Source organism: Pseudomonas tructae, assembly GCF_004214895.1.
GTDB lineage: Bacteria > Pseudomonadota > Gammaproteobacteria > Pseudomonadales > Pseudomonadaceae > Aquipseudomonas > Aquipseudomonas tructae.
Window position 1 is genome coordinate 1,070,319 of the sequence record NZ_CP035952.1, and the last position, 25,407, is coordinate 1,095,725.

A 25,407-nucleotide genomic window follows, 5' to 3' on the forward strand; every position below is an offset into this window, starting at 1 on the left:
CATGATGGCGAAGATATTTATCGAGTCCAAGTCAGTCGCGGGCACTAATTTCAAGCACAGCTACCTTGTCTATCAGGATGACGCTGGCAATGAGACGGTTATCAGAGGCGGGCCGCAGAGCGATAACCCTTTCGACTTTGGCGAGATCGACGTAAAGATTGACCAGCCTCTGGAGTCTTCTCGCGATGCCCGGGGCAACGATTCTCCTGCCGAGCGCGGTCAGGTCGAACTGGATCTGAGCGGGCGCAATGCTGCCGAGGTTTGGCAAACCTTGAAGACCGTGGCTGGCCAGATTCAGGGCAGTACCACCGATTACGACATGTTCGGAACCAATTGCAATGCGGTGACCAGAACCCTGCTGGACGCCGCCGGTATTCCCCCGACCTTGCCCAACAATGGCGGCAATTATCCCGGCTGGGACTTGAACCTGCCGACCTACGATACCGACGGTGATGGCATTCCCAACACCATCGACAAGGACCCTTTTGGTCCGGATACCGACGCCGACGGAATTCCGGACTTCAAGGACCTGGATGACGATGGTGACTACATTCCCGATGATTACGACCTGAATCCACGCGGTCCGGGTGACCTGGATGGCGACGGCATCCCCGATGACAAGGACCCCGACAAGGATGGTGATGGTATTCCCAACGGCGTCGACCCGACCCCCAATGGTGACGCACCACCACCGCCGCCGCCCCAGACCCCTCCACCTGCTCCTGGGTCACCGCTGATCCTCGACCTTGATGGTGACGGTGTGGAAACCAGCGGTTTGGCGGCGGGTATCTACTTTGACCACGGCGGCGATGGCCTGCGTGAATTGACCGGGTTCGCCGCCGCTGATGACGGCTTGCTGGCGCTGGACCTTGACGGCGATGGCAAGATTACCCGTGGCGCCGAGCTGTTTGGCGATCAGACCCTGCTGGCTGACGGCAGCAAGGCACGCAACGGTTTTCAGGCGCTTGCCCGGCTGGACAGCAACGCAGATGGCAAGGTCGACAGTGCCGACAGTGCGTTCAGTTCGCTCAGGGTGTGGCGTGACCTCAATCAGAACGGTGTGTCCGATGAGGGAGAGTTGTATTCGCTCAGTCAGTTGGGCATACAGTCGCTGGCGTTGAAGTATACCGAGCAGACGCAGGCCGACGCCTTTGGTAATGAACACCGGCAAGTGGGCAGTTTTACCAAGGACAATGGCCAGCAAGCGACCATGACCGATGTCTGGTTTGTGCGTAATCCCTCGTTGGTAAAAGAAGACCTGCTCGAGGTCAGTGCGGCCATTGCGCAACTGCCCGATGCCGCAGGCTTTGGGAAAGTTCACTCCTTGCACCAGGCCATGGTGCGTGACGCCTCGGGCGAACTGCAAAGTTTGGTGGGCGAGTTTGTCGGCGCGCAGTCCCGGCAACAGCGGCAAGCAGTGCTCGAAAAACTGATATTCAAATGGACCGGGCAAACCGGTGAGTACCGTAACTATTACCAGTCCATCATCGATGCGCGTCGGATTGGCGCGCTTGAAGCGTTCTATGGTGATGCGATCGATCTGCCGCGAGGTTCGGGGCAAGAGTATGCCGCGATATTCAATGGGCTGTTCCGGGACCTTGTCGACACGGTGTTCTATCAGTTGGCGTCCAGCACTCACCTGCAGCCGCTGTTCAACCAGATTGGCTGGGTAAAGGACAACGGTACAGGTGCCTGGCTCGGTGATTTCAGTCGGATAATCGATGATCTTGTCGGGGTTGTGCAATCAGACCCTGCCCGTGGGCAGGAGACGTTGCTTGACTTCATTCAGGCGGTGCGTGGCGTGAACACGGGCAGCGGCAGGAACCTGGAGTTGCTGCGCGGTGCCCTGCACGGCTTTATTCAAGGCAACGACCTCACGGTGTATTCCAGTTCGGCAGTCGCTGCCGTTGTTGCTACGTTGACCCAGGGTGCCACGTCATTGACCTACCGCTACGGCACCAGTGGTGACGACACGCTCAGCCTGGGGGAGAGCAACGACCTGGTCCACGGCGGCCGTGGCAATGACACCCTCGCCGGTGGTCGTGGTTCGGATGTCTACCTGTTCAACCTGGGCGATGGCCAGGACCGGATCAGCGATGACAACGAATATCAAAGTAACAACATCGTCGACACCCTGCGCTTGGGCAGCGGCATTTTTGCCCGGGATATCAGCGTCAGCCGCGTCGGCAAGGACTTGCTGCTCAGCCATAGCAATGGCCAGGACAGCATCACCATCAGCAACTGGTTTGCTCAGAACTCCGGGCGTTATCAGTTGGAGCGCATCGAATTCGCCGACGGCCAGGTGTGGAAAAGCGCCGACCTCAGTGCGCAGGTGCTGCGTTTCCTTGGAGGCTCCGGTGATGACGTCTATACCGGCGTCAGTGCTGATTTTTCGCAGATATTGAGTGGCGGAGCAGGTAACGACATCCTGACCGCAGGAGCCGGTGAGGACCTGCTTCGCGGGGGCATCGGCAATGATGTGCTCAACGGTGGTGCCGGTGCTGATATCTACATCTACAACCTGGGTGATGGTCAGGACGTCATCGCCGATGACAATTTCGGCAATGGCAACGACAAGGTGGACATTCTCCGGTTCGGCAACAGCATTGCGCCTGCCGACCTGGCCGTCAGCCGCTCTGGGCTGGATTTGCTGCTCAGCCACAGTAATGGCGTGGACAGGATCACGGTGAAGAACTGGTTTGCCAGCAACTCTGGCCGTTATCAGTTGGAGCGGATCGAGTTTGCCGACAACTCGGTCTGGACCAGCGCCGAGCTCAATGCGCGATTGCTGCAGCAACTGGGTGGTGAAGGAGACGACATCATTACCGGGGTCAGTGCTGACTTCGTACAGTCCCTGAACGGTGGTGCGGGCAACGATACCTTGACCTCGGGAGGCGGCGCCGATCGCCTTGAGGGGGGCGTGGGCAACGATACGCTGTACGGAGGTTCGGGCTCTGACCTGTACCTGTTCAACCTGGGTGATGGCCGGGATGTACTGCGTGACGACAGCAGTTTCAACGGCAGTGACATCGATGTGCTGCGTTTTGGCGCCGGGATCAGCGCCGATGACATCATCGTCACCCGATCCGGCAATCACGTGCTGCTCAGCCACCGCAACGGCCAGGACAGCGTGATGATCAAGGACTGGTTCGCTGCCGCAGATGGCCGCTACCGGTTGGAGCGAATCGAGTTTACCGATGGCACGCTGTGGACCAGTGCCATGGTGTCTGCGCCACTGCTGGTGCAGAACGGGACAGAGGGCGATGACGTGCTCACCGGGCCGGGTACCGGTAACCAGATTATTAACGGTCTGGCTGGCAATGACACGCTCACAGCCAGCGGCGGCAACGACCAGCTCACCGGCGGTACCGGCAACGATGTGCTTTACGGTGGCTCGGGGTCGGACCTGTACCTGTTCAATCTAGGCGACGGCCAGGATGTGTTGCGCGACGACAGTAGCTACTCCTCGGGCAATATCGATGTGTTGCGCTTCGGCGCCGGTATCGGGCCGCAAGACATTACCGTCACTCGCTCCGGCAACCATGTGATCTTCAGCCATGGCAATGGCCAGGACCGGATTAGCGTGCAGGACTGGTTCAGTACCCTTGATGATCGCTACAAGCTGGAACGCATCGAGTTTGCCGATGGCACGGTGTGGAGCAGCAGCATGATTTCCACTGCGTTGCTGGTGATCAGCGGTAGCGAAGCAGACGATGTACTGGTGGGGCCCAGCACCGGCAACCAGACTCTCAATGGCCTGGCTGGCAACGATACGCTCACCGCCAGCGGTGGCAACGACCAGCTCAGTGGAGGTACCGGCAACGATAGGCTTTACGGTGGTTCGGGCTCGGACCTGTACCTGTTCAACCTGGGCGATGGTCAGGATGTACTGCGCGATGACAGTAGTTTCGCCTCCGGCAACATCGATGTGTTGCGTTTCGGCCAAGGCATCAGCGCCGACGACATCACCATCAGCCGCTCCGGCAACCATGTGATCCTCAGCCACCGCAATGGCCAGGACCAGGTCACCGTGCAGGATTGGTTCACCTCCAGTGATGATCGCTACAAGCTGGAGCGCATCGAGTTCGCCGATGGCAGTCAGTGGACCAGTGCCTATGTCACCGAACTGTCTCTGGCGATGAATGGCACGGCTGATGATGATGTGCTCGCCGGTCCCAGTACCGGCAATCAAACGATACGCGGGCTGGCCGGCAATGACCGCCTGACGGCGGGCTCAGGCAATGACCTGCTTGAAGGCGGGCTGGGCAACGATACGCTTGACGCGGGTGCCGGCAATGACCAGCTCAACGGCGGGAGCGGTAATGATGTGCTTTACGGCGGCTCGGGCTCTGACCTGTACCTGTTCAACCTGGGCGATGGTCAGGATGTGCTGCGCGACGACAGCAGTTTTGCCTCCGGTAACATCGATGTACTGCGCTTCGGCCAAGGCATCGGTGCCGACGACATCACCATCAGCCGCTCCGGCAACCATGTGGTCTTCAGTCATCGCAACGGCCAGGACCGGATCACTGTGCAGGACTGGTTCACCACCAGCGATGATCGCTACAAACTGGAATGGATAGAGTTCGCCGATGGTAGCCGCTGGGCCAGCGCCTATGTCACCGAGCTGTCCCTGGCGATGAACGGCACGGTCAATGATGATGTGCTCACCGGCCCCAGTACTGGCAATCAAACCTTACGAGGGCTGGCCGGCAACGACAGCCTGACCACGGGCGCAGGCAACGACCTGTTGGAGGGTGGGCTGGGCAACGACACCCTCACCGCAGGTGCCGGCAATGACCAGCTCAATGGCGGCACCGGCAACGATGTGCTCTACGGTGGCGCAGGCTCTGACCTGTACCTGTTCAACCTGGGCGATGGCCAGGATGTGCTGCGCGATGACAGCAGCTTCAACAGCGACAATATCGATGTGCTGCGTTTTGGCGAAGGCATTGGCGCAGACGACATCAGCATAACCCGCGCGGGCAATCATGTCGTGCTCAGCCACCGCAACGGCCGGGACCAGATCACGGTACAAGACTGGTTCACCTCTGCCGACAGTCGCTACCGTCTGGAGCGGATCGAGTTTGCCGATGGCACGGTGTGGACCAGCGCCATGGTGTCTGCGCCACTGCTGCTGATGACTGGGGATGCAAGCGATAACCTGATCAGCGGGCCGAGTACTGGCAACCAGACCCTCATCGGGCTTGCGGGCAATGACACCCTCACCGCCAGCGGTGGGGCCGACACGCTCAACGGCGGTACCGGCAACGACAAGCTGTACGGTGGCTCAGGCTCGGACTTGTACCTGTTCAACCTGGGCGACGGTCAGGACCTGCTGCGCGATGACAGCAGCTTCAACGCCGACAATATCGATGTACTGCGTTTCGGCGAAGGCATTGGCGCGGACGATATCACCATCACTCGTTCTGGCAATCATGTGATCCTCAGCCACCGTAACGGCCGGGATCAGATCACCGTTCAGGACTGGTTCACCTCTGTCGATGGCCGCTACCGGCTGGAGCGGATCGAGTTTGCCGACGGTACGGTGTGGACCAGCGCGATGATCTCCGCGCCATTGTTGGTGCTGAGTGGAGAAGAAGGGGATGACGTTCTTACGGGTCCGAGCACCGGTAACCAGGTCCTCAGTGGCCTGGCCGGCAATGACACGCTGACCGCAAGCGGCGGTAACGACCAACTCAGCGGTGGGACTGGCAACGATACGCTCTACGGTGGCTCGGGCTCGGACCTGTACCTGTTCAACCTCGGTGATGGCCAGGATATCCTGCGAGACGACAGCAGCTATGCCTCCGGCAACATCGATGTGCTGCGCTTCGGCGCAGGCATCAGCGCGAACGACATCAGCATCGGCCGCTCCGGCAACCATGTGATCCTGAGTCATCGCAACGGCCAGGACCGGATTACCGTGCAGGACTGGTTCAGCACCGGCGATGATCGCCACAAGCTGGAACGAATTGAATTTGCCGATGGCACGGTGTGGAGCAGTGCCCTGATCTCCACTTCGCTGCTGGTGATCACCGGCACGGCTGGCGATGATGTCCTTGTCGGGCCAAGCACCGGCAACCAGACACTCAGTGGCCTGGCCGGCAACGACACGCTCACCGCCAGTGGTGGCAACGACCAGCTCAGTGGCGGTGCCGGCAACGATACGCTGTACGGTGGTTCGGGCTCGGACCTGTACCTGTTCAACCTGGGCGACGGCCAGGATGTACTGCGCGATGACAGCAGTTTCGCCTCCGGCAACATCGATGTGTTGCGTTTGGGCCAAGGCATCAGCGCCGACGACATCAGCATCAGCCGTGCCGGCAACCATGTGATCCTCAGCCACAGTAATGGCCAGGACCGGATCACCGTTCAGGACTGGTTCACCTCCAGTGATGATCGCTACAAGCTGGAGCGCATCGAGTTTGCCGATGGCACCCGCTGGGACAGCGCCTACGTCACTGAACTGTCCCTGGCGATGAATGGTACGGCCAATGATGATGTGCTTACCGGTCCCAGTACTGGCAATCAGACAATCAGAGGGCTGGCCGGCAATGACAGCCTGACCAGCGGCTCGGGTAATGACGTGCTCGACGGTGGCCTTGGCAATGACACCCTCACTGCGGGGGCCGGCAATGACCGTCTGGTCGGTGGTGCGGGCAACGACAAGCTCTACGGCGGCACGGGTTCGGACCTGTACCTGTTCAACCTCGGTGATGGCCAGGATGTGCTGCGCGATGACACCAGCTTTGCGTCGGGCAACATTGATGTGCTGCGATTCGGCGAGGGCATCGCGGCGCAGGACATCGTCACCAGCCGCTCCGGCAACCACGTGATCTTCAGCCATCGCAACGGCCAGGAGCAGGTCACCGTGCAGGACTGGTTCACTGCCACTGATGATCGCTACAAGCTGGAGCGGATCGAGTTCGCCGATGGCACGGTGTGGACAAGTGCCATGGTGTCTGCGCCCCTGCTGGTGACGACCGGCACCGAGGGCAACGACGTGCTGTTGGGCGCAAGTACCGGCAACCAGACGCTCAGTGGTCTGGGGGGCGACGACAGCCTGACCTCGGGTGCGGACAACGACGTGCTCGACGGTGGCCTTGGCAACGACACCCTCACTGCGGGGGCCGGCAATGACCGTTTGGTCGGTGGTGCGGGCAACGACAAGTTGTTTGGTGGCACGGGTTCGGACCTGTACCTGTTCAACCTCGGTGATGGCCAGGATGTGCTGCGCGATGACACCAGCTTTGCGTCGGGCAACAGTGATGTGCTGCGATTCGGCGAGGGCATCGCTGCGCAGGACATCCTCACCAGCCGCTCCGGCAACCACGTGATCTTCAGCCATCGCAACGGCCAGGAGCAGGTCACCGTGCAGGACTGGTTCACTGCCACTGATGATCGCTACAAGCTGGAGCGGATCGAGTTCGCCGATGGCACGGTGTGGACCAGTGCCATGGTGTCTGCGCCCTTGCTGGTGACGACCGGTACCGAGGGCAACGACGTGCTGGTTGGCGCAAGTACCGGCAACCAGACGCTCAGTGGCCTGGGGGGCGACGACAGCCTGACCTCGGGTGCGGACAACGACGTGCTCGACGGTGGCCTTGGCAATGACACGCTTACCGCAGGCGCTGGCAATGACCGCTTGGTCGGTGGTGCGGGCAACGACAAGCTCTACGGCGGCACGGGTTCGGACCTGTACCTGTTCAACCTCGGTGATGGCCAGGATGTGCTGCGTGATGACACCAGCTTTGCGTCGGGCAACAGTGATGTGCTGCGATTCGGCGAGGGCATCGCTGCGCAGGACATCGTCACCAGCCGCTCCGGCAACCACGTGATCTTCAGCCATCGCAATGGCCAGGAGCAGGTCACCGTGCAGGACTGGTTCACTGCCACTGATGATCGCTACAAGCTGGAGCGGATCGAGTTTGCCGATGGCACGGTGTGGACAAGTGCCATGGTGTCTGCGCCCTTGCTGGTGACGACCGGTACCGAAGGCAACGACGTGCTGTTGGGCGCAAGTACCGGCAATCAGACGCTCAGTGGTCTGGGGGGCGACGACAGCCTGACCTCGGGTGCGGACAACGACGTGCTCGACGGTGGCCTTGGCAATGACACGCTTACCGCAGGCGCTGGCAATGACCGCTTGGTCGGTGGTGCGGGCAACGACAAGCTCTACGGCGGCACGGGTTCGGACCTGTACCTGTTCAACCTCGGTGATGGCCAGGATGTGCTGCGCGATGACACCAGCTTTGCGTCGGGCAACATTGATGTGCTGCGATTCGGCGAGGGCATCGCGGCGCAGGACATCCTCACCAGTCGCTCCGGCAACCACGTGATCTTCAGCCATCGCAATGGCCAGGAGCAGGTCACCGTGCAGGATTGGTTCACGACCACTGATGATCGCTACAAGCTGGAGCGGATCGAGTTTGCCGATGGTACGCAGTGGACCAGCGCCATGGTTGCCAACTTCGCAGTAGCACCTGCGGGGTTGCGTAGCAGCGCCGCGCCTGGCGATGCGCTGCTGGACCAACAGGTGCATGGCCTGGTGGCCGCCATGGCGGCCTTTGCGCCCGAGGGCGGCGGCTTTTCACTCGCGGCGCAAGACCGGCCGGCCGATCTCTTCGTGACGGTCGCTGTAAACGGGCAATGAAACCGGTTCGGGCCTGGGTACTGTCCAGGCCCGAACTGTTCTTCTGTCATCAGGCAAAAACGAAGTACTTGCGCACCGTCTCCACCACTTCCCAGGTGCCCTTCATCCCCGGTTCGATGACGAACACATCACCGGCTTTCAGGTGTACCGCTGGTTCACCTTCCGGGGTGATCACGCAATAGCCATCCAGAAAGTGGCAATACTCCCACTTCTCGTAACTGACCTGGAACTTGCCCGGCGTGCAGATCCAGGTGCCCATGATCTTGCTGCCATCGGCCGACACATAGGCGTTGAGGTTGACCGTGTGCGGGTCGCCGCCGATGCGTTGCCATTTGGTTGCATCCAGCACGGGGGTGGGGCAGGTCTCGCGCAGCACAGTGATGAAATCGGACATTCCAGGCTCCAGAGGTTTGCTCAAAGGCCCATCACCATAGGTGGGATCGGTGCCGGGCAGATGTCTGGTCTCGACCTTTTGGTGTCTGGGAGCGCACGTCCGCAGTTATCGATCGAGGCTGTCGCCAAAGCCGCGGATCACCTCCAGCAGCGCCTTGACCCGTTGCGGCAGGCTGCCGGCCGGGTACACCGCATGCATCTGCGGGCTGTCGCCGTTGCTGGCGGTCAGACGGTACTCCGGGCAGACCCGCTGCAGACGCCCGGCCTGTACCTCGGGTTCGGCCAGCCAGTCGGCCAGGCGGGCGATACCGACACCGGCCAGGGCGGCCTGGAACACGGCAACCCCGGAGCTGAAGCGAAACTTGGGATGCACCCGCAGGCTTACCGCCTGTTCGGCGCTGCGAAACTGCCATTCCTTGAGAATGCGCGGTGCGGTGTGCAGGATCAGCGCATGGGCCTCCAGCGCCTCGATCGATGGGGGCGTACCGTGCCGTTGCAGGTAAGTGGGGCTTGCATACAGCGAGCGTGAGTAGCGCCACAACGGGTAGCCGATCAGCTCGCTGTCCTGGGCAAAGGCGCCCCTAATCGAGAAGTCCAGCTTGCTGTTGGCCGGGTCGATCGGCTCGTCGCTGAAGATCACATCGACGTTTACCTGCGGGTAGCGTAAGCCATACTGCGCAATCAAGCCGGGCAATACCGGCGCCAGTGATTCGGGGGCGGAAAAACGCACCCAGCCGGAGGCAAGGCCGCTGAGCCCGGCCAGTTCTTCGTCGGCTTCACGTTGCAGATCGAGCATTTTGTAGGCATAGGGCAGAAAACGCTCACCCGCTTCGGTCAGGCTCACGGCGTTGGCCGAGCGATTGCACAGCTTGGCCCCGGCGTTTTCTTCCAGGGCTTGCAAAGCGCGGGTCACAGCGCTGGGCGAGCGCCCCAGGGCGCGTGCCGCGGCGACGAAGCTGCGCTTGCGGGCAACCATGGCGAACACTTCCAGTTCCGCCAGCATATCCAGGGCCATGCACCACCTCGTTGCAGTTTTCGCAATATGGCATTGCAACACAAAAATCGGCCGTTGGTTAACCTTGGCGCGCCCGTTCTTTACTGCCAGAGCCTGAAACCATGGTCGATATTGTCATCCTTTGCGTGTTTGCCTTTGCTGCCGGCCTGATCGATGCGGCAGTCGGCGGTGGCGGGCTGATCCAGATTCCGGCGTTGTTCAACGTGTTGCCTGCGTCGCCACCGGCGGCGTTGCTGGGCACCAACAAGGTTGCTTCAGCCTGCGGCACGGCGTTTGCCGCCCGCTCGTTCGTGCGCAAGGTGGTGATCGACTGGGGGCTGGTGATCCCGGCGGCCTGTGCAGCCTTTGCCATGGCCTTTGTCGGCGCCGCGACGGTATCGCTGGTGCCGCAATCGTTGATGCGCCCGGCGGTGCTGGTGCTGATCGTGCTGATGGCGATCTACACCTTCTGCAAAAAGGACTTCGGTGCCCTGCACAAGCCGATGCGTATCGGCACCCGTGAGAAGCTGCTGGCGATTGTCATCGGTGGCGCCATCGGCTTCTATGACGGCCTGTTCGGGCCCGGTACCGGCAGCTTTCTGATCTTCCTGTTCATCCGCTGCTTTGCCTTCGACTTTCTGCACGCGTCGGCGTCAGCGAAGCTGGTGAACATTGCCACCAACGTCGCCGCACTGCTGTTCTTCATCCCGACTGGCAACGTCCTTTACCTGATTGCCATTCCCATGGCCGCCTTTAACATCCTCGGCGCGTTGACCGGCACCTGGCTTGCGGTGCACAAGGGCGTGCCTTTTGTGCGTGCGCTGTTCCTGGTGCTGCTACTGATCCTGATCGGCAAGCTGTCCTACGATTTGTTGGTCTGACGCTCAGACCCACCAGTAGCGTACGAAGTGGAAGAACACTGGCGCGGCGAAGCACACCGAGTCCATGCGGTCGAGCATGCCGCCATGGCCTTCGATCATGTGGCCCCAGTCCTTGACCCCCCGGTCGCGCTTGATCGCCGACATTACCAGGCCGCCGGCAAAGCCCATGAGGTTGACGGTCAGGGCCATCAGCGCCGCCTGCCAGAAGCTGAACGGGGTGATCCAGCACAAGGTGGCGCCAATCAACGTGGCCAGGGCCACGCCGCCGACCAGGCCTTCGACGGTCTTTGACGGCGACAGTTTTGGCGCCACCTTGTGTTTGCCGAACAGCTTGCCGCAGACGTACTGCAGCACGTCGGAGATCTGCACCACGAGGATCAGCCAGGCGATCAGCAGCAGGTTGCGGCCTTCGTAGCCGGGGATATCCAGGGTCATCAACGCCGGTACCGAAGACAGGCAGTAGACCGCGATCATCAACCCCCATTGCACTTTCGAGGCACGTTCGAGAAAACGCGTGGTGTCGCCGCCGAAGCTGGCGAGGATCGGCAACAGCAGGAACAGGTAGACCGGAATGAAAATGCTGAACAGCCCGTACCAGTCCATGGCGATCAACAGGTACTGCACCGGCAGGGCGACATAGAACGCCGCCACCAGGGCCGGGTAGTCGCTGCGCCGGGTCGGGGTCAGGGTCAGGAATTCACGCAGGGCGTAGAACGACACGCAGTAGAACAGCAGGATCACCCCCAGCTTGCCGAACAGGAAGGCCAGTCCGATGACCAGGACCATCACCCACCAGGCGTTGATCCGTGCATTGAGGTTGTCGATCACCGCGTGGGGCGCAGGGCCCGCGCGCCATTTGAGCAGGCGACCGATCAGGCTGGCGAGCAGCAGCAAACCGCCGATGCCGGCGAACAGCGAAAGGGTGTTGTTGTCCATCTCAGGATTCCTTCGGGGCCAGGGCCAACAGGGCCTGGCGGGCCCGGTCGAGAAACGCGTGCTTGCTTTCGTCTGCCAGCAGTTGCAGGGGCTCGCCAAAACTCAAGGTGCACAGCAGCGGCAAAGGCAGGGCGCGGCCCTTGGGCATGACCCGGTTGAGGTTGGCGATCCACACCGGAATCACCTCGACCTGCGGGTGGGCACTGGCCAGGTGAAACAGGCCGCTCTTGAATGCCAGCAACGGCTCGTCGCTGAGGTTGCGGGTGCCTTCAGGGAAGAAGATCAGCGAATCGCCCTGGGCCAGAGCATCCTGGATCGGTTGCAAGGGATGGCTCTGGGCGTCGCTGTGCTGGCGATCGATCAGCACGCCATTGAATACCCGCTTGATCAGGAACTGGCGAATGCCCGGCTTTTGCCAGTAATCGGCACCGGCTACCGGCCGGGTGTGCTGGCGCAGGGGCTGAGGCAGCGACGCCCAGATCAGCACGAAGTCGCCGTGACTGCTGTGGTTGGCGTAGTACAGCCGTTGCACCGGTTGCGGCGTGCAGCCCAGCCACAAGGCGCGGGCGCCGGTGATCAGGCGCGCGACCGAGGTGATGGCAAAGGCGGTTAGGGCAGCAAGCATGGGCAAGGTCCTTATCCGACAAGGTTGAGCAAGGGAAAAAGCAGGATGGCGGTCAGCGCCAGCACGGCCTGCACGGCAAAACACAGCAGTTGTTTGCGCAGCAGGCCCATGGCGGCCAGACTACGTGCCTGCCAGTCGCGGTCATCGACCGGATTGGCCTTGAGACCCAGGGCGAACAACGACTGGTCCAGGGCCTGGGTGTGTTGCGCGAGTTGATCGTTGCGGGCGGCCAGGTGGGCAAACAGCTCGGCGTCCAGCGCCACGCGCACAGCGAAGAACTTCTGCAGCAAACCTGCCAGCAGCAACAGGCTGCACAGCATGGCGCTGAACCACGATGCGGGCACACCGAGCAATGGCGCCGCCAAGCCAAAAAACACCGCCAACAGGCTGATGCCGTCGGCCAGTCGCTCGACCTGGCGCCCGCGCTTGAGCAGCCTGGCGACCAGGGCCAGGTGGATTTCGTCGCTCACTGGCAAGGCTCCGTTTGCAGGCGTTCAATCACCCGCAGGTGCTGCGCATGCAGGACCACCCCGGGGCGTGCCTGGCTGATGCGTTGCTGCGCTTGTGCGGCGTTGGCGCAGCGCCCGCTGAGCACCAGCCAGGCGGCCACGGCGCTGGCGCTGCGCGAATAGCCGAGGGCGCAGCAGACCAGTACCGGGCCCTGGGCACGCAGTTGCTCGATGGCCAGCGCCGCTTCCCGGCAGCGCTCGGCTGTGGGCACGACCAGATCGAGGCTGGGCAGGGCGCGGTAGGCCTGGCCTGGGGCAACGGCGGCGGGCAGTTCGGCGCACAGATCGACAATGGCGGTGAAGTGCGCGGCTTCACCCTTGCCCGGAATCCGCCCCAGGTACACGCCGTCGCACACTTCATCGGCTTGCGGATGACGCCGTGTCCACGCGCGCGAGTTGAGCCAGGCCCCCGCCAGGTAGGGCGCCAATAGCCAGCGCGCGGCGAACGACAACTGGCCGTCGGCACCTTTCTGGAAGCCTTCGGCGCCCAATTGCGCGTAGTTGAGTGCCACCAGCAGCAGCGCCACTGCCGGCCACATCAACCACAGGGCAACGCCGCCCAGGTACAGCGCCAGGCCTGCCAGCAATGTCGCCCCGGCGCCGTAGCGCAGGGCCAGGCGCCAGCGCTGCGGGTCGCGGGCCAGTGGCCTGCGGCGTAGCACCGGCTGGCCTTGCACCGGCCATAGCCAGACGCACAGCATGCCCACCAGTGCGCCGCTGGGCAGGTCGATAAAGTGATGTTGCCAGGTAGTCAGCACTGACACACCGATCAGCGCCATCCAGCCATGCACCAGCAAGCGCGGCAGCCTTGCATGGATATGCCGGGCAAACATCGCCCAGATGATTACCAGCAAGGCGATGTGCAGCGACGGCGCCTGGTTGAACGGCTTGTCGAAGCCCATCAGCACATCGAACAGCCAGCCGAACAGGCCGTCCAGCGCAGGCCGTTCGACGGTGAAGCGCAGCGGCCAGAGCAAAAAACCGAGGATGCAGATGAGCTGGGCGCTGAGCAGGCGCAGGGCATGGCGGTCCATTTCCCGGCGGCTGCGCGGCAACAGGAACGACAACCCGTAGAGCAGGTCGATCGACCAGTACGGGATGATGGTCCAGGGCCACAGCGGGATGCCGCCTTCCCAGGCGAACACCAGGCTGCCGACATCGTTGCGCCCGGCGGTGTAGGTGTTGGTCAGGCCGTAGCTGAGGAAGAACAGCGGGCCGAGCAACAGCAGCCAGAGCACCCCGCGCTTGATCAGTCCCGGCTCGCGTGCAGTATTCATCAAGCGACCCGCTGGGCCAGGCTGACGCTGAAGATGCCCCACTCATCGATACGCTGGCAGACCTTGCGAAAGCCGGCGGCCTCCACCAGTTGATCCATCTCCACCTGGCTGCGCCGGCGCATCACCCAGGCCTGGCCGGCGCGGTGGCTGGTCAGGGCGCGGGCGATCATCTCCAGCTGCGGGTGCCAGGGCTGGCCGGTGTACACCAGGTAACCGCCGGGCTCCACGGCCTGGGCCAGGCCGCCCAGGGAGTCGCCGACCATCTGGTTGCTGGCGAACAGTTCGTACAGGCCCGAGACCACTGCCAGGGTTGGGCGTGGGTCGAGGCTGGCCAGGCTTTGCGCATCGAAGGCATCGCCCTGAACGAAGCGGGCAATGTCGGCCAGGCCTTTTTCGGCGATCAGCGCGCTGCCCTGCTGGACATTGAGCTCGCTGTAATCGCGCAACAGGATCGACTCCGGCTTGCGCTCAAGGCCCTGCAGCGCTTCGAGGATGTAACGGCCATGGCCGGCGGCGATGTCGACGATGTCCACCGGCTTGCCCTGTTCGCGCAGGCGTTCGATGGCCAGGCGCAGCAGTTCCTCGACATGCAGTTTGCGCTGGCGGATGCCGCGCCAACCGATGGCGTTGAGGTAGTTCTGGTCGATCATGCGCCCGATCGCACCTTTGCCGGTGGGCTGGTTACGGTAGATGTAGTCCAGGGTGCTACCGGAATCAAAACCGGTATCGAAGCCCAGCTTGACCCCGTCCGACAAGCCTTTGCCCAGCCGCAGGCCGGCGCGGGTGGCGCGCCAGTAAAGGTCGGCCGGCGAGTTGCGCGGCAGCGGCGCGGCCAGGCTTTCGGCCTCGGCGCAGCTGGCGCCCAGTTGGTCGGCAGCGAGCAGCGAAGGGCGCTGCGGCGCCAGGCTGAAGCAGTGCTCGATAAAGCGGCGAATGCGCGCCAGGGCATGGCCGCGGTCACGCTCGCCCAGGGTGTCGTGGAAGAGTCCGGGGAGGATGTGCTTCTCTTTGTGCGCGCAGCCTAAGCGTTCGAAGAACTGTTCCTGGGGTTTGCGCTTGACCACGAAATCCGCGCCGGAAATCAACAGTTGGGTCGGCACCTGGATCGCCTGGGCATCGGCCACCACGCGGTCGGCGGCTTCATACAAACCGAGCAGCATGGTCACCGAAATCGGCCGGCTGATCAGCGGGTCGCTTTCATACGAGGCGATGCGCTCGGGGTCGTGGCTGAGCAGGCGCGGCTTGACGTAGCTATTGACGAAGAAGTTGCCGCGCCAGGCGCGCATCAGCTTCAGCCCCGGTCTTGCGAAAGGCACGTATAGCTTGACCTTGAAGGCTGGCGAGGCCAGTACCAGGCAGCGTACCTTGGGCGCGTAGTCATGGGCCCAGGTGGCGATCAGCACGGCGCCGACGCTTTGCGCCAGCACTGCCATGTCTTCTTCGGCGATGCCGTGCTCGCGGGCGATATGTTCGATGAAGGTCTGTACGTCGCGCACGCTGCAGGCAAAACTCGGGCTGTCGCCACGAGCCCCGGGCGACTGGCCGTGGCCCCGGGCGTCCCAGGCGAAGAAATCGTGGTCGGGCAATTGCAGTTCATCAGCCAGGTGGGCCATGCGCCCGCCATGCTCGTGGCCGCGGTGGAACAGCACCACGGCGCGGCGCGGCTGGTCGTCAGCAATGTCAGCGGGCCAATGGCGGTAGTGCAGCTCGACGCCGTCGTGGGTGGTGAAGTGCAGCGATTGCGCGTTGCGCATGGCAAATATCCTTATCTGGCACAAAGAGCTTCAGCGGGTTTGCGCCAGACCGCGGCTGACCCGGTTGTAGAGGGTATAGAGCGAGAGCAGCAAGATCACCAGCAGCGCGCCGTTGATCCAGCTGGCCGGCAACAGGCCGCTGGCAACGCCGGCGCCGAGCACGCCGAAGGCAAAGGCCCGGTCGCTTTTGCCCATGGGCCCGTCGTAGCGGCGCTCGGCACCGACCAGCGGACCCATGACCCCGGCGTACTCACTGATCAGCGCTGCCAGCACGACGATCACCACCAGCGCCGAGGAGACGCCCGGCAGCAGCGCGAAGGGCAGGTACAGGGCGCTGTCGGCGATCAGGTCGCAGAGTTCGTTGTAGTAGGCGCCGAGCTTGGATTGCTGGCCGAATTCGCGGGCGAGCATACCGTCGATGGCATTGAGCGCCATGCGCAACAGCATCCACACCGGCACCAGGGCGAACAGCCAGGTGACGTGCGGCAGCCAGGCCAGCAACAGGCCGAGCAACACAGACACCACGGCCGCGCTCAAGGTTACCTGGTTGGCGGTGACGCCGCGTTGGTACAGGCGCTCGACCGTCGGGCGCAGCAGCGCCTGGAAACGGGGTTTGAGCTGGTAGATCGACGGCACGGTGAAACTCCCTTTACGACTCGGTTGGCGATCAGTGCAGCAACCGCTAGGTGCGCGGGGGAGATTGTCGGTGGATTGCCCCTGCCGGAGCAATAGCAGTGGCACTCAGGCAGTCGAGCAAGGCCCGCGCATGCCCGGGCAGGCTGGCAAAATCCCGGCTGCACAGGCGTAACTGGCGCTTGGCCCATGGCTCGTGCAGCGCCTGGCTGTGCAGCGGCAGCAGCCCCTGCCAGCGCTGCACGGCCGCCATCGGCACGATACCCAGACCAGCGCCATGGGCGACCATGCGAATCACCCCGTCAAACCCTTCGGCGCGCACCCGCACCTGCAGGCGCCGGCCCAGGTGCAGGGCTTGCTCTTCAAGGTGCAGGGCCAGGGCGCTGTCGGCCTGCAGACCGACGTAGCCGTGGCCGAGGGTGTCGGCAAAGCGCAGATTGGCGGTAGCGGCCAGCGGGTGCGCAGATGGCATGATCAGCATCAGCGGGTCGTCGCGAAATGCCAGGCTCTGCAGGTGTTCGCTGGCCACTGCGCTGGAGATGATGCCGATATCCGCCACGCCCTGGGTGATCGCCTGGACGATGCGCAGGCTTGGCAGCTCGTGAATGTCGATATCGATGGTCGGGTACTGCTGGAGAAAGCTGGCGAGTAATTCCGGCAGGTACTCGGTCAAGGCTGCGGTGTTGCAAAATAGCCGTACCTGGCCCTGCAGGCCTTGGGCGTATCGCCCGAGATCGAACTGCAGTCGCTCGACCTGCTGGGCGATCAGCCGGGCATGTTGCAGTAACGCTTGCCCCGCAGGCGTGGCCTGCACCCCGCGGCGGTTGCGTTCGAGCAGCGGCGTGCCCAGCGAGCTTTCCATGGCGCGGATACGCGCGCTGGCCGCCGGTAGCGACAGGTGGCTGCGCTGGGCGCCAGCGGTGATGTTGCCGCACTCCAGAGTGTGCTGGAACAGGCGCAGGTCAATCAGATCGAAATGCATAAGCCTCTTTCTGGGCAATAGTCTGTCTGAGTATATGGCAGATTTTCAGAAGGGATGGCGAGGTGCAGGATAGCGCCATGACTCTCTTCTTTGGCTTCTATCAGGATATCGGTCCAGCGCTGTCGCTGTTGGTCGTTGCGACTTTCGTGCTGGCCGGTGCGGTCAAGGGCGTGATCGGACTTGGACTGCCGACCATTGCAATGGGGCTGCTCGGTATGGCTATGCCTCCGGCGCAGGCAGCCGCCTTGCTGATTGTCCCCTCGACGCTGACCAACCTTTGGCAACTGGCCTTCGGCGGGCACCTGCGGGCGCTGCTGAAAAGGCTGTGGCCGATGCTGACAATGGTCTTCACCGGAACCTTGCTGGGCAGCGCCTGGCTAGGCATCAACAGTGGCGCCTGGGCGGCGCATGCCTTGGGTGGGGCGTTGCTGGTGTATGCGTTGTACGGCCTGTTCGCTCGCGGGATGAGCCTTGCGCCTGCACATGAAACCTGGCTCGGGCCGCTTTGCGGGCTGATCACCGGGGTAATCACTGCGGCCACCGGAGTGTTCGTGATCCCTGCGGTGCCTTACCTGCAGGGCCTGGGCTTGAGTCGCGAGGAAATGGTCCAGGCCCTGGGCTTGTCGTTCAGCGTCTCGACCCTGGCCCTGGCGATCGGCCTGGCGGGCCAGGATGCGCTCGGCATCCAGGCCCTGAGCGCGTCATTGCTGGTGTTGGCGCCGGCGCTGCTGGGTATGCTCGGCGGCCAGTGGTTGCGTCAGCGCATCAGCGCCGTACTGTTCAAGCGCTGCTTCTTTATCGGCCTGGCTTTGCTCGGCGTACACCTGTTACTCAACGGCTAGCCGAGGAGGCGCTGAGCATGTCGATCAGCTGGATATCGAAGTCGCGCTCCAGGTAGTCCATGCGCTTTTCGAAGAACGCCGCCATGTGCGGCAGGGCCGAGTGCACATCCAGCGCAGCCTTGCTGGCCCAGATCTCGTAGAACACGAACAGGCTCGGGTCCTGCTGGTCGCGCAGCATGTGGTACTCGATGCAACCCGGTTCCTGCCGGCTTGGCTCGACATAGGCGCGAAACAGCGCTTCGAAAGCTTCGGACATTTCCGGGCGGGTCTTGGCTTTGAGGATGAAACCGTACTGCTCGCTCATGTAGAGGCCTCTGAAAGGAAAGGGTGAATCGATTCTAAGGCAACAATAAAGCTTAGATTCGTGCTTTTTGGTCAAATGTATTTTGCCCGGGCACGGCTGTTTCCCCGCGAGATCGACCTCTAACCTGCCGCCATCAAATTCACTCGGTCACAGGCTTGCCTGCCCCTGATCGAACACAGATGAGGCACCCCATGAAAAAAGTCCTGTTGCTCAACGGTGGCAAGAAGTTCGCCCACTCCGATGGCCGCCTGAACGAGACCCTGCACGAAGCCGCGCTGGCCTTCCTTGATCGCGCCGGTTTCGATGTGCAGAGCACCTATATCGACGGCGGCTACGACAATGCTGAAGAAGTGCAGAAATTTCTCTGGGCCGACGTCATCATTTACCAGATGCCCGGCTGGTGGATGGGTGCGCCGTGGACCGTCAAGCAGTACCTGGATGAAGTCTTCACCGCCGGCCATGGCAGCCTCTATGCCAACGACGGCCGCACCCGCTCCGATGCCTCGCAAAAGTACGGCAGCGGCGGCCTGATCCAGGGCAAGCAGTACATGCTGTCGCTGACCTGGAACGCACCGCAGCAGGCCTTCGATGACCCCAGCGACTTCTTCGAAGGCAAGGGCGTGGACGCGGTGTACTTCCCGTTCCACAAGGCCAACCAGTTTCTGGGCATGAGCGGCCTGCCGACTTACCTTGCCGTGGATGTGATGAAGCGCCCCAATGTCGAAGCCGCCGTGGTCGCCTACGAGCAGCACCTGGCCGAGGTTTTCCAGGCTCAAGCCTGATCAAGCCTTGCGCTGGCAGCGGCAAGCGGCTATCAATCACGGCTGTCGCCAACCCCGGGGTACCGCCGTGAAAGCCAGGTCCGATGAATTGCAGGTGTTCGTCTCGGTGATCGAGTTCGGCTCGATTTCCGCAGCCGCCGAGCAGGGCGGGCAGACGCCTTCGGCGATCAGCCGGACCTTGTCGCGCCTGGAGGCCAAGCTTGGCACCACGCTGATCAACCGTACCACCCGGCGCATGGACCTGACCGAAGAAGGGCGGTTCTTCTTCGAGCGGGCCAAGGCGATCCTGCAGCAGATGGACGAACTCGAGGAGCATCTGTCGCTGCACCACCTGACGCCGTCGGGGCGGTTGCGCATCAACGCGGCGCTGCCGTTCATGCTGCACGCCATCGTGCCCTGGGTCGGTGAGTTTCGTGCGTTGTATCCGCAGATCCAGCTGGAGCTCAACACCAGCGACCTGATCATCGACCTGATCGAGCAAAGCACTGATGTGGCCATCCGCATTGGCGAGCTGGCCGACTCCAGTCTGCATGCCCGTTCGCTGGGCTGCAGCCCGCTGAACGTGCTGGCCAGTCCTGAGTACCTGGCCCGTCACGGCGCCGTACAGCGTGTCGAAGACTTGCAACAGCATGTGCTGCTGGGCTTCACCCAGACCGAGACCCTCAACCACTGGCCATTGCGCCATGCCGAAGGCGATCGCCTGCTGATCCGCCCGAGCCTGTCGGCGTCCAGTGGGGAAACCCTGCGCGAATTGGCCCTGGCCGGCGAGGGCATCGTCTGCCTGTCGCACTTCATGACCCATGAAGACATCCGCAGCGGGCGCCTGCAGGTGATCCTGGCCGAGCACAACAGTGGTTATCGCCAGCCGATCAATGCGGTGTACTACCGCAACACCCAGCTGGCCTTGCGCATCCAGTGCTTTCTCGACTTCATTCAGAAGAAGCTGGCGATCTACGCCTGCTGAGCGTTTCCATTCGCGACAGCTTCTGTCCATGCGCGGCGAAATTTCCTGGGGTGTTTGATAACTCGTCTGACTTCAGCCTTAATGGCTGTTCAACGAAAACAACACTAAGGAAGCTCTCATGCGCGTTGTGATGTTCCGATCCCTGGCTCTGGGCGCCGCAATCCTCGCCAGTAACGCGGCTTACGCGGTGACGCTGGAAGGCGGTGCGGTCGCCGCCCCTGATCAATATGGTGCACAGGTTGCTGCCGATATCCTCAAGAAGGGTGGCAACGCGGTGGACGCAGCGGTGGCCACCGCCTTCACCCTGGCGGTCACCTACCCCGAGGCGGGCAACATCGGCGGCGGTGGTTTCATGACCCTCTATGTCGACGGCAAGGCCTACTTCCTCGACTACCGCGAAACCGCGCCGAAGGCCGCCAGCCGCAACATGTACCTGGACGACAAGGGTGAGATCATCGAGAACCTCAGCCTGGTCGGCTCCCGCGCCGCCGGCGTACCCGGTACGGTGATGGGGCTGTGGGAGGCGCATCAGAAGTTTGGCAAGCTGCCCTGGGCCGAGCTGCTGACCCCGGCGGTCGGCTACGCCAAGAACGGCTTCAAGGTTGCCTCCAAACAGTACCAGTACCGCGAAGATGCCCTGGGCCTGTTCAAGGACAGCACCAACTTCAACGACTATTTCGGCAGCATGAAAGTCGGCGAGACCTTCAAGCAGCCAGAGCTGGCGCAGACCCTGGAGCGCATTGCCGACAAGGGCGTCAGCGAGTTCTATCAGGGCAAGACCGCCGACCTTCTGGTGGCGCAGATGCAGGCCGACAAGGGCCTGATCAGCAAGGACGACCTCAAGGATTACAAGGCCGTATGGCGTGAGCCGATGAAGATCGACTGGCGCGGCAACGTCGTCTACACCGCGCCACTGCCAAGCTCGGGCGGCATCGCGCTGGCGCAACTGCTGGGTATCAAGCAAGCGCGCGCCGCTGACTTCCAGGGTGTCGAGCTGAACTCGGCGCGTTACATTCACCTGCTGGCCGAAATCGAAAAACGCGTGTTCGCCGACCGTGCCGACTACTTGGGCGACCCGGCGTTCTCCAAGGTGCCGGTTGAGCAACTGATCGCCAAGGACTACATCGCCAAGCGCGCTCAGGAGGTCAATCCGGCTGCCATCTCGGAAACCGAGAAAGTCCGCCCGGGCCTTGAACCGCACCAGACCACGCACTTCTCCATCGTCGACCGGCAGGGTAACGCGGTCAGCAACACTTACACCCTGAACTGGGACTACGGCAGTGGCGTAGTGGTCAAGGGTGCAGGCTTTTTGCTCAACGACGAAATGGACGACTTCAGTTCCAAGCCAGGTGTGGCCAACGCCTTTGGTGTGGTCGGCGGCGATGCCAACGCGATCGAGCCGGGCAAGCGTATGCTCTCGTCGATGAGCCCGAGCCTGGTAACCCGCGATGGCAATGTCACCCTGGTGCTGGGCACCCCGGGTGGCTCGCGGATCTTCACCTCGATCTTTCAGGTGCTGAACAACCTGTATGACTACAACCTGCCGCTGGAAAAAGCCGTGGCTGCGCAGCGCGTGCATCACCAGTTGCTGCCCAAGGACACGATCTACTTCGATGCCTTTGCTCCGCTTACCGGCGAGGTCGCGCAAGACCTGAAGAAGATGGGTTACACCCTGGAAGATCAGGGTTGGGAGATGGGCGACATCCAGGCCATCCGGGTCAATGGCAAGGTGCTGGAAACCGCTTCCGATCCGCGTGGGCGGGGAGTGGGGCAGATCGTTAAGTAAGTGTTGAGTCGATCGCGGGGCAAGCCCGCTCCCACAGAAAATTGCAATCCTGTGGGAGCGGGCTTGCCCCGCGATGCTTTTAGACGCGGAAGTGGCTGACCATCGTCTGCAACTGGTTGCCCAGGCGCGCCAGTTCAACACTGGAGGCCGCGGTCTCGTCACTGGCCGCAGCCGTCTGCTCGGACACATCGCGCACATTGATGATGCTGCGGCTGATCTCTTCGGCCACCGCGCTCTGCTGTTCCGCCGCTGCAGCAATCTGCTGGTTCATCGACTGAATGTTCGACACTGTGCGAGTGATGCTTTCCAGCGAGGAACCGGCCTTGCGAGTCAGCTCGACGCTGCTGGCCGTCAGGTTGCGGCTGCCGAGCATCACATTGGCGACCTGCTGGGTACCGCTCTGCAGGCCAGCCACCAGCTCTTCGATCTCTTCGGTGGATTTTTGCGTACGCTGGGCCAGGCCGCGAACTTCGTCGGCGACCACGGCAAAACCACGCCCGGCTTCACCGGCACGGGCCGCTTCGATGGCGGCGTTGAGGGCCAGCAGGTTGGTTTGCTCAGCCACCGATTTGATCACGTCCATGACGCTGCCGATCTTCTGGCTTTCCTGCTGCAGTTGGCCCATGGCTTCGGTGGAGCGATGCACTTCTTCTGCCAGGCGTTCGATCTGGCTGATGGCTTGGGCAACCACCTGGTCACCGGCACGGGCCTGGCTATCGGCATCGGTGGCCGCTTGCGAGGCGTGCTCGGCGTTGCGTGCCACTTCCTGTACGGTCGCGGCCATTTCGTGCATGGCGGTAGCGACCTGATCGGTTTCAACTTTCTGGCTGTTGACCCCGGCGCTGGTTTGCTCGGTGACGGCCGACAGCTCTTCAGCTGCGCTGGCGATCTGGGTGACGCCGTCGCGAATGCCGGTGATCAGGTCGCGCAGGGTCGAGCCCATGCGCTGGATGCCTTGCTGCAGCACACCCAGTTCGTCGCGGCGGGTGACACGCAGGTTGTGAGTCAGGTCGCCGGCGGCGATTTTCTCGACTACTGCCAGAGTTTCACGCAGCGGGCGGGTGATCTGCCGGGTGATGATCCACGCTGCCAGTACGCCGACCAGCAGTGCCAGCAGGGTGGCGGTCAGTTGCAAGCTACGGGCCTGCACGCTTTCGGCGTCACGACGCTCGAGCTGGATCTGGTACAGGGCGTCGCTGGTCTTGACGATGTCAGCCCCTTGGACCGTCATCTCCTGACGTGCCACGGCAACATCGGCTGTGGCGTCGCGGAACTGGCGTACGGCGTCACGGTAGGCCATGACGGCGCTTTCGAACTGTTTGATGCGCGTCGCTTCGCCTGGCAATTGGCTGTTCAGGCCGGCGATTTCGGCCAGGGCGGTATCGAGCTGACGCAGGGCCAGTTGCTCGGTCTCGCTGCTGATGTCGGCGATGTAGCTGCGCACGGCCAGGCGAACCAACAGCAGTTGTTCCTTGGTCTGGGTGATGGTGCGGAACTGCGCCAGCCGGTCACCCTCGGGCAGGGCCAGCACGTCGCGGTTGATCGCTTCGATCAGCTCGATGGCGCGGCTTGCGGCCTGGTTCATCGAGTCGCGCGCGGCCAGGCTGGTCTTGTAACCGGCGCGCATCTTGTTGATCGACACCTGGTACTCGCCAATGGTCTGCCCCAGGTCCTGGAGCAGCTTGATGTTCTCGGGGCTCTTGAAGCTCTTCAACAGCTTTTTCTGTTGTTCACTGAAGGCATTGAGCTTGACCTGGACATTGCCGGCCGCTGCGTCGTCGCCATTGGTCAACATGTACTGCAGGCGGGAGATGCGCAGGTCGGTCAGGTCGCCGTTCAGCTGGGTGATGTCGCTCATCCAGTTGCTGCGATTGATCAGGCTGCCCAGGCTGTTCCAGCCGGTCAGGGCCAGCAGGCCGGTAAGCAACAGCACCAGGCCAAAGCCCAGGCCGAGTTTCAGGTTGACGCTGATGTTGGCAAACCAGCTATTCATGCAATCCCTCCAGGAACGTTGTGCTTCTTGATCCGAATCGGTGGAAGGTTGTTGTTATTCATGGCCAGCCGATGTTCTGAGCAGGGTTTATCGGCGGCTTGCGCCGGAGCTGAAACGCTATTTCAGCAAAAATGACCAACGGTAAGTAACAGCGCGTTTCTGCGGCCATCCTGAGCGTTCAGGCGGCCGCGAAACGGCGGCAAAGGTGGGTCAGAGTGCCCGTGCGCTGAAGGTGTCGCACTGGTTGATATCACCCTTGGCGAAGCCGGTCTTGAACCAGCGCTGGCGCTGCTGTGAGGTGCCGTGGGTAAACGAGTCCGGCACCACGCGGCCCTGGCCCTGCTGCTGCAGGCGGTCGTCACCGATAGCGTTGGCGGCGTTCAGGGCTTCTTCGATATCGCCCGGCTCCAGCCAGTTCAGGCGTTTTTGCGCCTGGTAGGCCCAGACTCCGGCCAGGCAGTCGGCCTGCAGCTCCTGGCGTACCAGCAAGCCATTGTCGCCCTCCATGCGCTCGCCACGTTGGCGGGCAGCCTGGACCTTGGCCGAGACGCCGAGCAGGGTTTGCACATGGTGGCCGACTTCGTGGGCGATTACATAAGCCTGGGCAAAATCGCCAGCGGCCGAGAAGCGCTGTTCCATTTCGCGGAAGAAGCTCATGTCCAGGTAGACTTTCTGGTCGGCCGGGCAATAGAACGGCCCGACCGCCGAAGAGGCAAAACCGCAGGCCGAGTTGATCTGGCCGCTGAACAGGATCAGGTTGGGGTCTTTGTACTGGCGGCCGGCCTGGGCAAAGATGGCTTTCCAGGTGTCTTCGGTGTCGCCCAGGATCGAGCGGACAAACTCGGCCTGCTCGTCATTGGCCGGTGGTGCTTTGCTGCTGCCGGGGCTGACCGGCGCGGTCTGCTCCTGGCCCATCTGCCCGGCCAGTTGGCCGAGGATCTGCAGCGGGTCCTGGCCGGTGATCCAGCCAATCCCGACAATCAACAGGATTGCCCCCAGGCTCAGGCCTTTGCCACCGCCGAAGCGCATGCCGCCACCACCCTCGCCACGGGCATCGACCACATTGTCGCTACGCCTGCCTTTTCGCCATTGCATG

General features: G+C 62.5%; 18 protein-coding genes. 6 read left to right on the plus strand and 12 right to left on the minus strand.

What is annotated here, in order from left to right; all coding sequences use genetic code 11:
• Positions 1–4: 4 nt before the first annotated feature.
• The gene (locus EXN22_RS04845) at positions 5–8,656 is read left to right on the plus strand and encodes a calcium-binding protein (RefSeq protein WP_165392183.1); all 8,652 of its coding nucleotides are present in this window, start codon (positions 5–7) and stop codon (positions 8,654–8,656) included.
• A gap of 49 nt (positions 8,657–8,705) precedes the next feature.
• On the opposite strand, the gene EXN22_RS04850 is transcribed toward EXN22_RS04845, so the two are convergent.
• Both EXN22_RS04850 and EXN22_RS04855 read right to left on the minus strand, forming a co-directional pair.
• On the minus strand, positions 8,706–9,050 hold the full coding sequence (locus tag EXN22_RS04850) for a cupin domain-containing protein (protein ID WP_130262998.1): 345 nt from the start codon (positions 9,048–9,050) through the stop codon (positions 8,706–8,708).
• A 105-nt stretch (positions 9,051–9,155) separates the two neighbouring features.
• Positions 9,156–10,064: a LysR family transcriptional regulator gene (locus EXN22_RS04855; protein WP_130262999.1), complete on the minus strand. Its 909-nt coding sequence runs from the start codon at positions 10,062–10,064 to the stop codon at positions 9,156–9,158.
• A gap of 101 nt (positions 10,065–10,165) precedes the next feature.
• On the opposite strand from EXN22_RS04855, the gene EXN22_RS04860 reads away from it, so the two are divergent.
• On the plus strand, positions 10,166–10,924 hold the full coding sequence (locus EXN22_RS04860; protein ID WP_130263000.1) for a sulfite exporter TauE/SafE family protein: 759 nt from the start codon (positions 10,166–10,168) through the stop codon (positions 10,922–10,924).
• Positions 10,925–10,927: 3 nt separating this feature from the next.
• Here EXN22_RS04860 and EXN22_RS04865 read toward each other — a convergent pair whose 3' ends face one another.
• Genes EXN22_RS04865 through EXN22_RS04895 form a run of 7 tightly spaced genes read right to left on the minus strand, consistent with a single transcriptional unit; the run spans position 10,928 to position 17,640 of the window.
• Positions 10,928–11,860 carry a phosphatidate cytidylyltransferase gene (locus EXN22_RS04865; protein WP_130263001.1) on the minus strand — a complete coding sequence of 311 codons (933 nt, stop codon included), beginning with the start codon at positions 11,858–11,860 and terminating at the stop codon, positions 10,928–10,930.
• Between the two features lies 1 nt (position 11,861).
• Positions 11,862–12,485 (minus strand): lysophospholipid acyltransferase family protein, encoded by a 624-nt coding sequence (locus tag EXN22_RS04870; protein ID WP_130263002.1) that lies wholly within the window; start codon positions 12,483–12,485, stop codon positions 11,862–11,864.
• Positions 12,486–12,496: 11 nt separating this feature from the next.
• Positions 12,497–12,955 (minus strand): hypothetical protein, encoded by a 459-nt coding sequence (locus tag EXN22_RS04875; protein WP_130263003.1) that lies wholly within the window; start codon positions 12,953–12,955, stop codon positions 12,497–12,499.
• Complete coding sequence (locus tag EXN22_RS04880; RefSeq protein WP_130263004.1) at positions 12,952–14,271, minus strand: phosphatase PAP2/dual specificity phosphatase family protein; 1,320 nt, start codon at positions 14,269–14,271, stop codon at positions 12,952–12,954. Before EXN22_RS04880 ends, EXN22_RS04875 begins: the two co-directional genes overlap by 4 nt.
• Entirely contained in the window at positions 14,271–16,025 is a 1,755-nt protein-coding gene (locus EXN22_RS04885; RefSeq protein WP_130263005.1) for a bifunctional alpha/beta hydrolase/class I SAM-dependent methyltransferase, read from the minus strand. Before EXN22_RS04885 ends, EXN22_RS04880 begins: the two co-directional genes overlap by 1 nt.
• Positions 16,026–16,055: 30 nt before the next feature.
• A complete protein-coding gene (locus EXN22_RS04890) occupies positions 16,056–16,661 on the minus strand; it encodes a CDP-alcohol phosphatidyltransferase family protein (RefSeq protein WP_130263006.1) in 606 nt (201 codons plus the stop codon).
• A 46-nt stretch (positions 16,662–16,707) separates the two neighbouring features.
• Positions 16,708–17,640, minus strand: coding sequence for a LysR substrate-binding domain-containing protein (locus EXN22_RS04895; protein WP_130263007.1), 933 nt, complete (start codon positions 17,638–17,640; stop codon positions 16,708–16,710).
• Between the two features lie 77 nt (positions 17,641–17,717).
• Here EXN22_RS04895 and EXN22_RS04900 point away from each other — a divergent pair, with 77 nt between their 5' ends.
• Complete coding sequence (locus EXN22_RS04900) at positions 17,718–18,482, plus strand: sulfite exporter TauE/SafE family protein (RefSeq protein ID WP_130263008.1); 765 nt, start codon at positions 17,718–17,720, stop codon at positions 18,480–18,482.
• On the opposite strand, the gene EXN22_RS04905 is transcribed toward EXN22_RS04900, so the two are convergent.
• Entirely contained in the window at positions 18,472–18,786 is a 315-nt protein-coding gene (locus tag EXN22_RS04905) for a putative quinol monooxygenase (RefSeq protein WP_130263009.1), read from the minus strand. The two genes, EXN22_RS04900 and EXN22_RS04905, sit on opposite strands and share 11 nt — an antisense overlap.
• 191 nt (positions 18,787–18,977) lie before the next feature.
• Between EXN22_RS04905 and EXN22_RS04910 the strand changes: the two genes are divergently transcribed.
• The 3 genes from EXN22_RS04910 to ggt all read left to right on the plus strand — a co-directional run bounded on the left by EXN22_RS04910 (position 18,978) and on the right by ggt (position 22,318).
• A complete protein-coding gene (locus tag EXN22_RS04910) occupies positions 18,978–19,568 on the plus strand; it encodes an NAD(P)H-dependent oxidoreductase (protein ID WP_130263010.1) in 591 nt (196 codons plus the stop codon).
• A 67-nt stretch (positions 19,569–19,635) separates the two neighbouring features.
• Positions 19,636–20,532 (plus strand): LysR family transcriptional regulator, encoded by an 897-nt coding sequence (locus EXN22_RS04915; RefSeq protein ID WP_130263011.1) that lies wholly within the window; start codon positions 19,636–19,638, stop codon positions 20,530–20,532.
• 118 nt (positions 20,533–20,650) lie between these two features.
• Positions 20,651–22,318 carry a gamma-glutamyltransferase gene (ggt, locus tag EXN22_RS04920; protein ID WP_130263012.1) on the plus strand — a complete coding sequence of 556 codons (1,668 nt, stop codon included), beginning with the start codon at positions 20,651–20,653 and terminating at the stop codon, positions 22,316–22,318.
• A gap of 79 nt (positions 22,319–22,397) precedes the next feature.
• Here ggt and EXN22_RS04925 read toward each other — a convergent pair whose 3' ends face one another.
• Positions 22,398–24,311: a methyl-accepting chemotaxis protein gene (locus tag EXN22_RS04925; protein ID WP_130263013.1), complete on the minus strand. Its 1,914-nt coding sequence runs from the start codon at positions 24,309–24,311 to the stop codon at positions 22,398–22,400.
• Between the two features lie 210 nt (positions 24,312–24,521).
• Positions 24,522–25,406, minus strand: a complete 885-nt coding sequence (gene ypfJ / locus EXN22_RS04930; protein WP_130263014.1) for a KPN_02809 family neutral zinc metallopeptidase — start codon at positions 25,404–25,406, stop codon at positions 24,522–24,524.
• Position 25,407 lies beyond the last annotated feature (1 nt).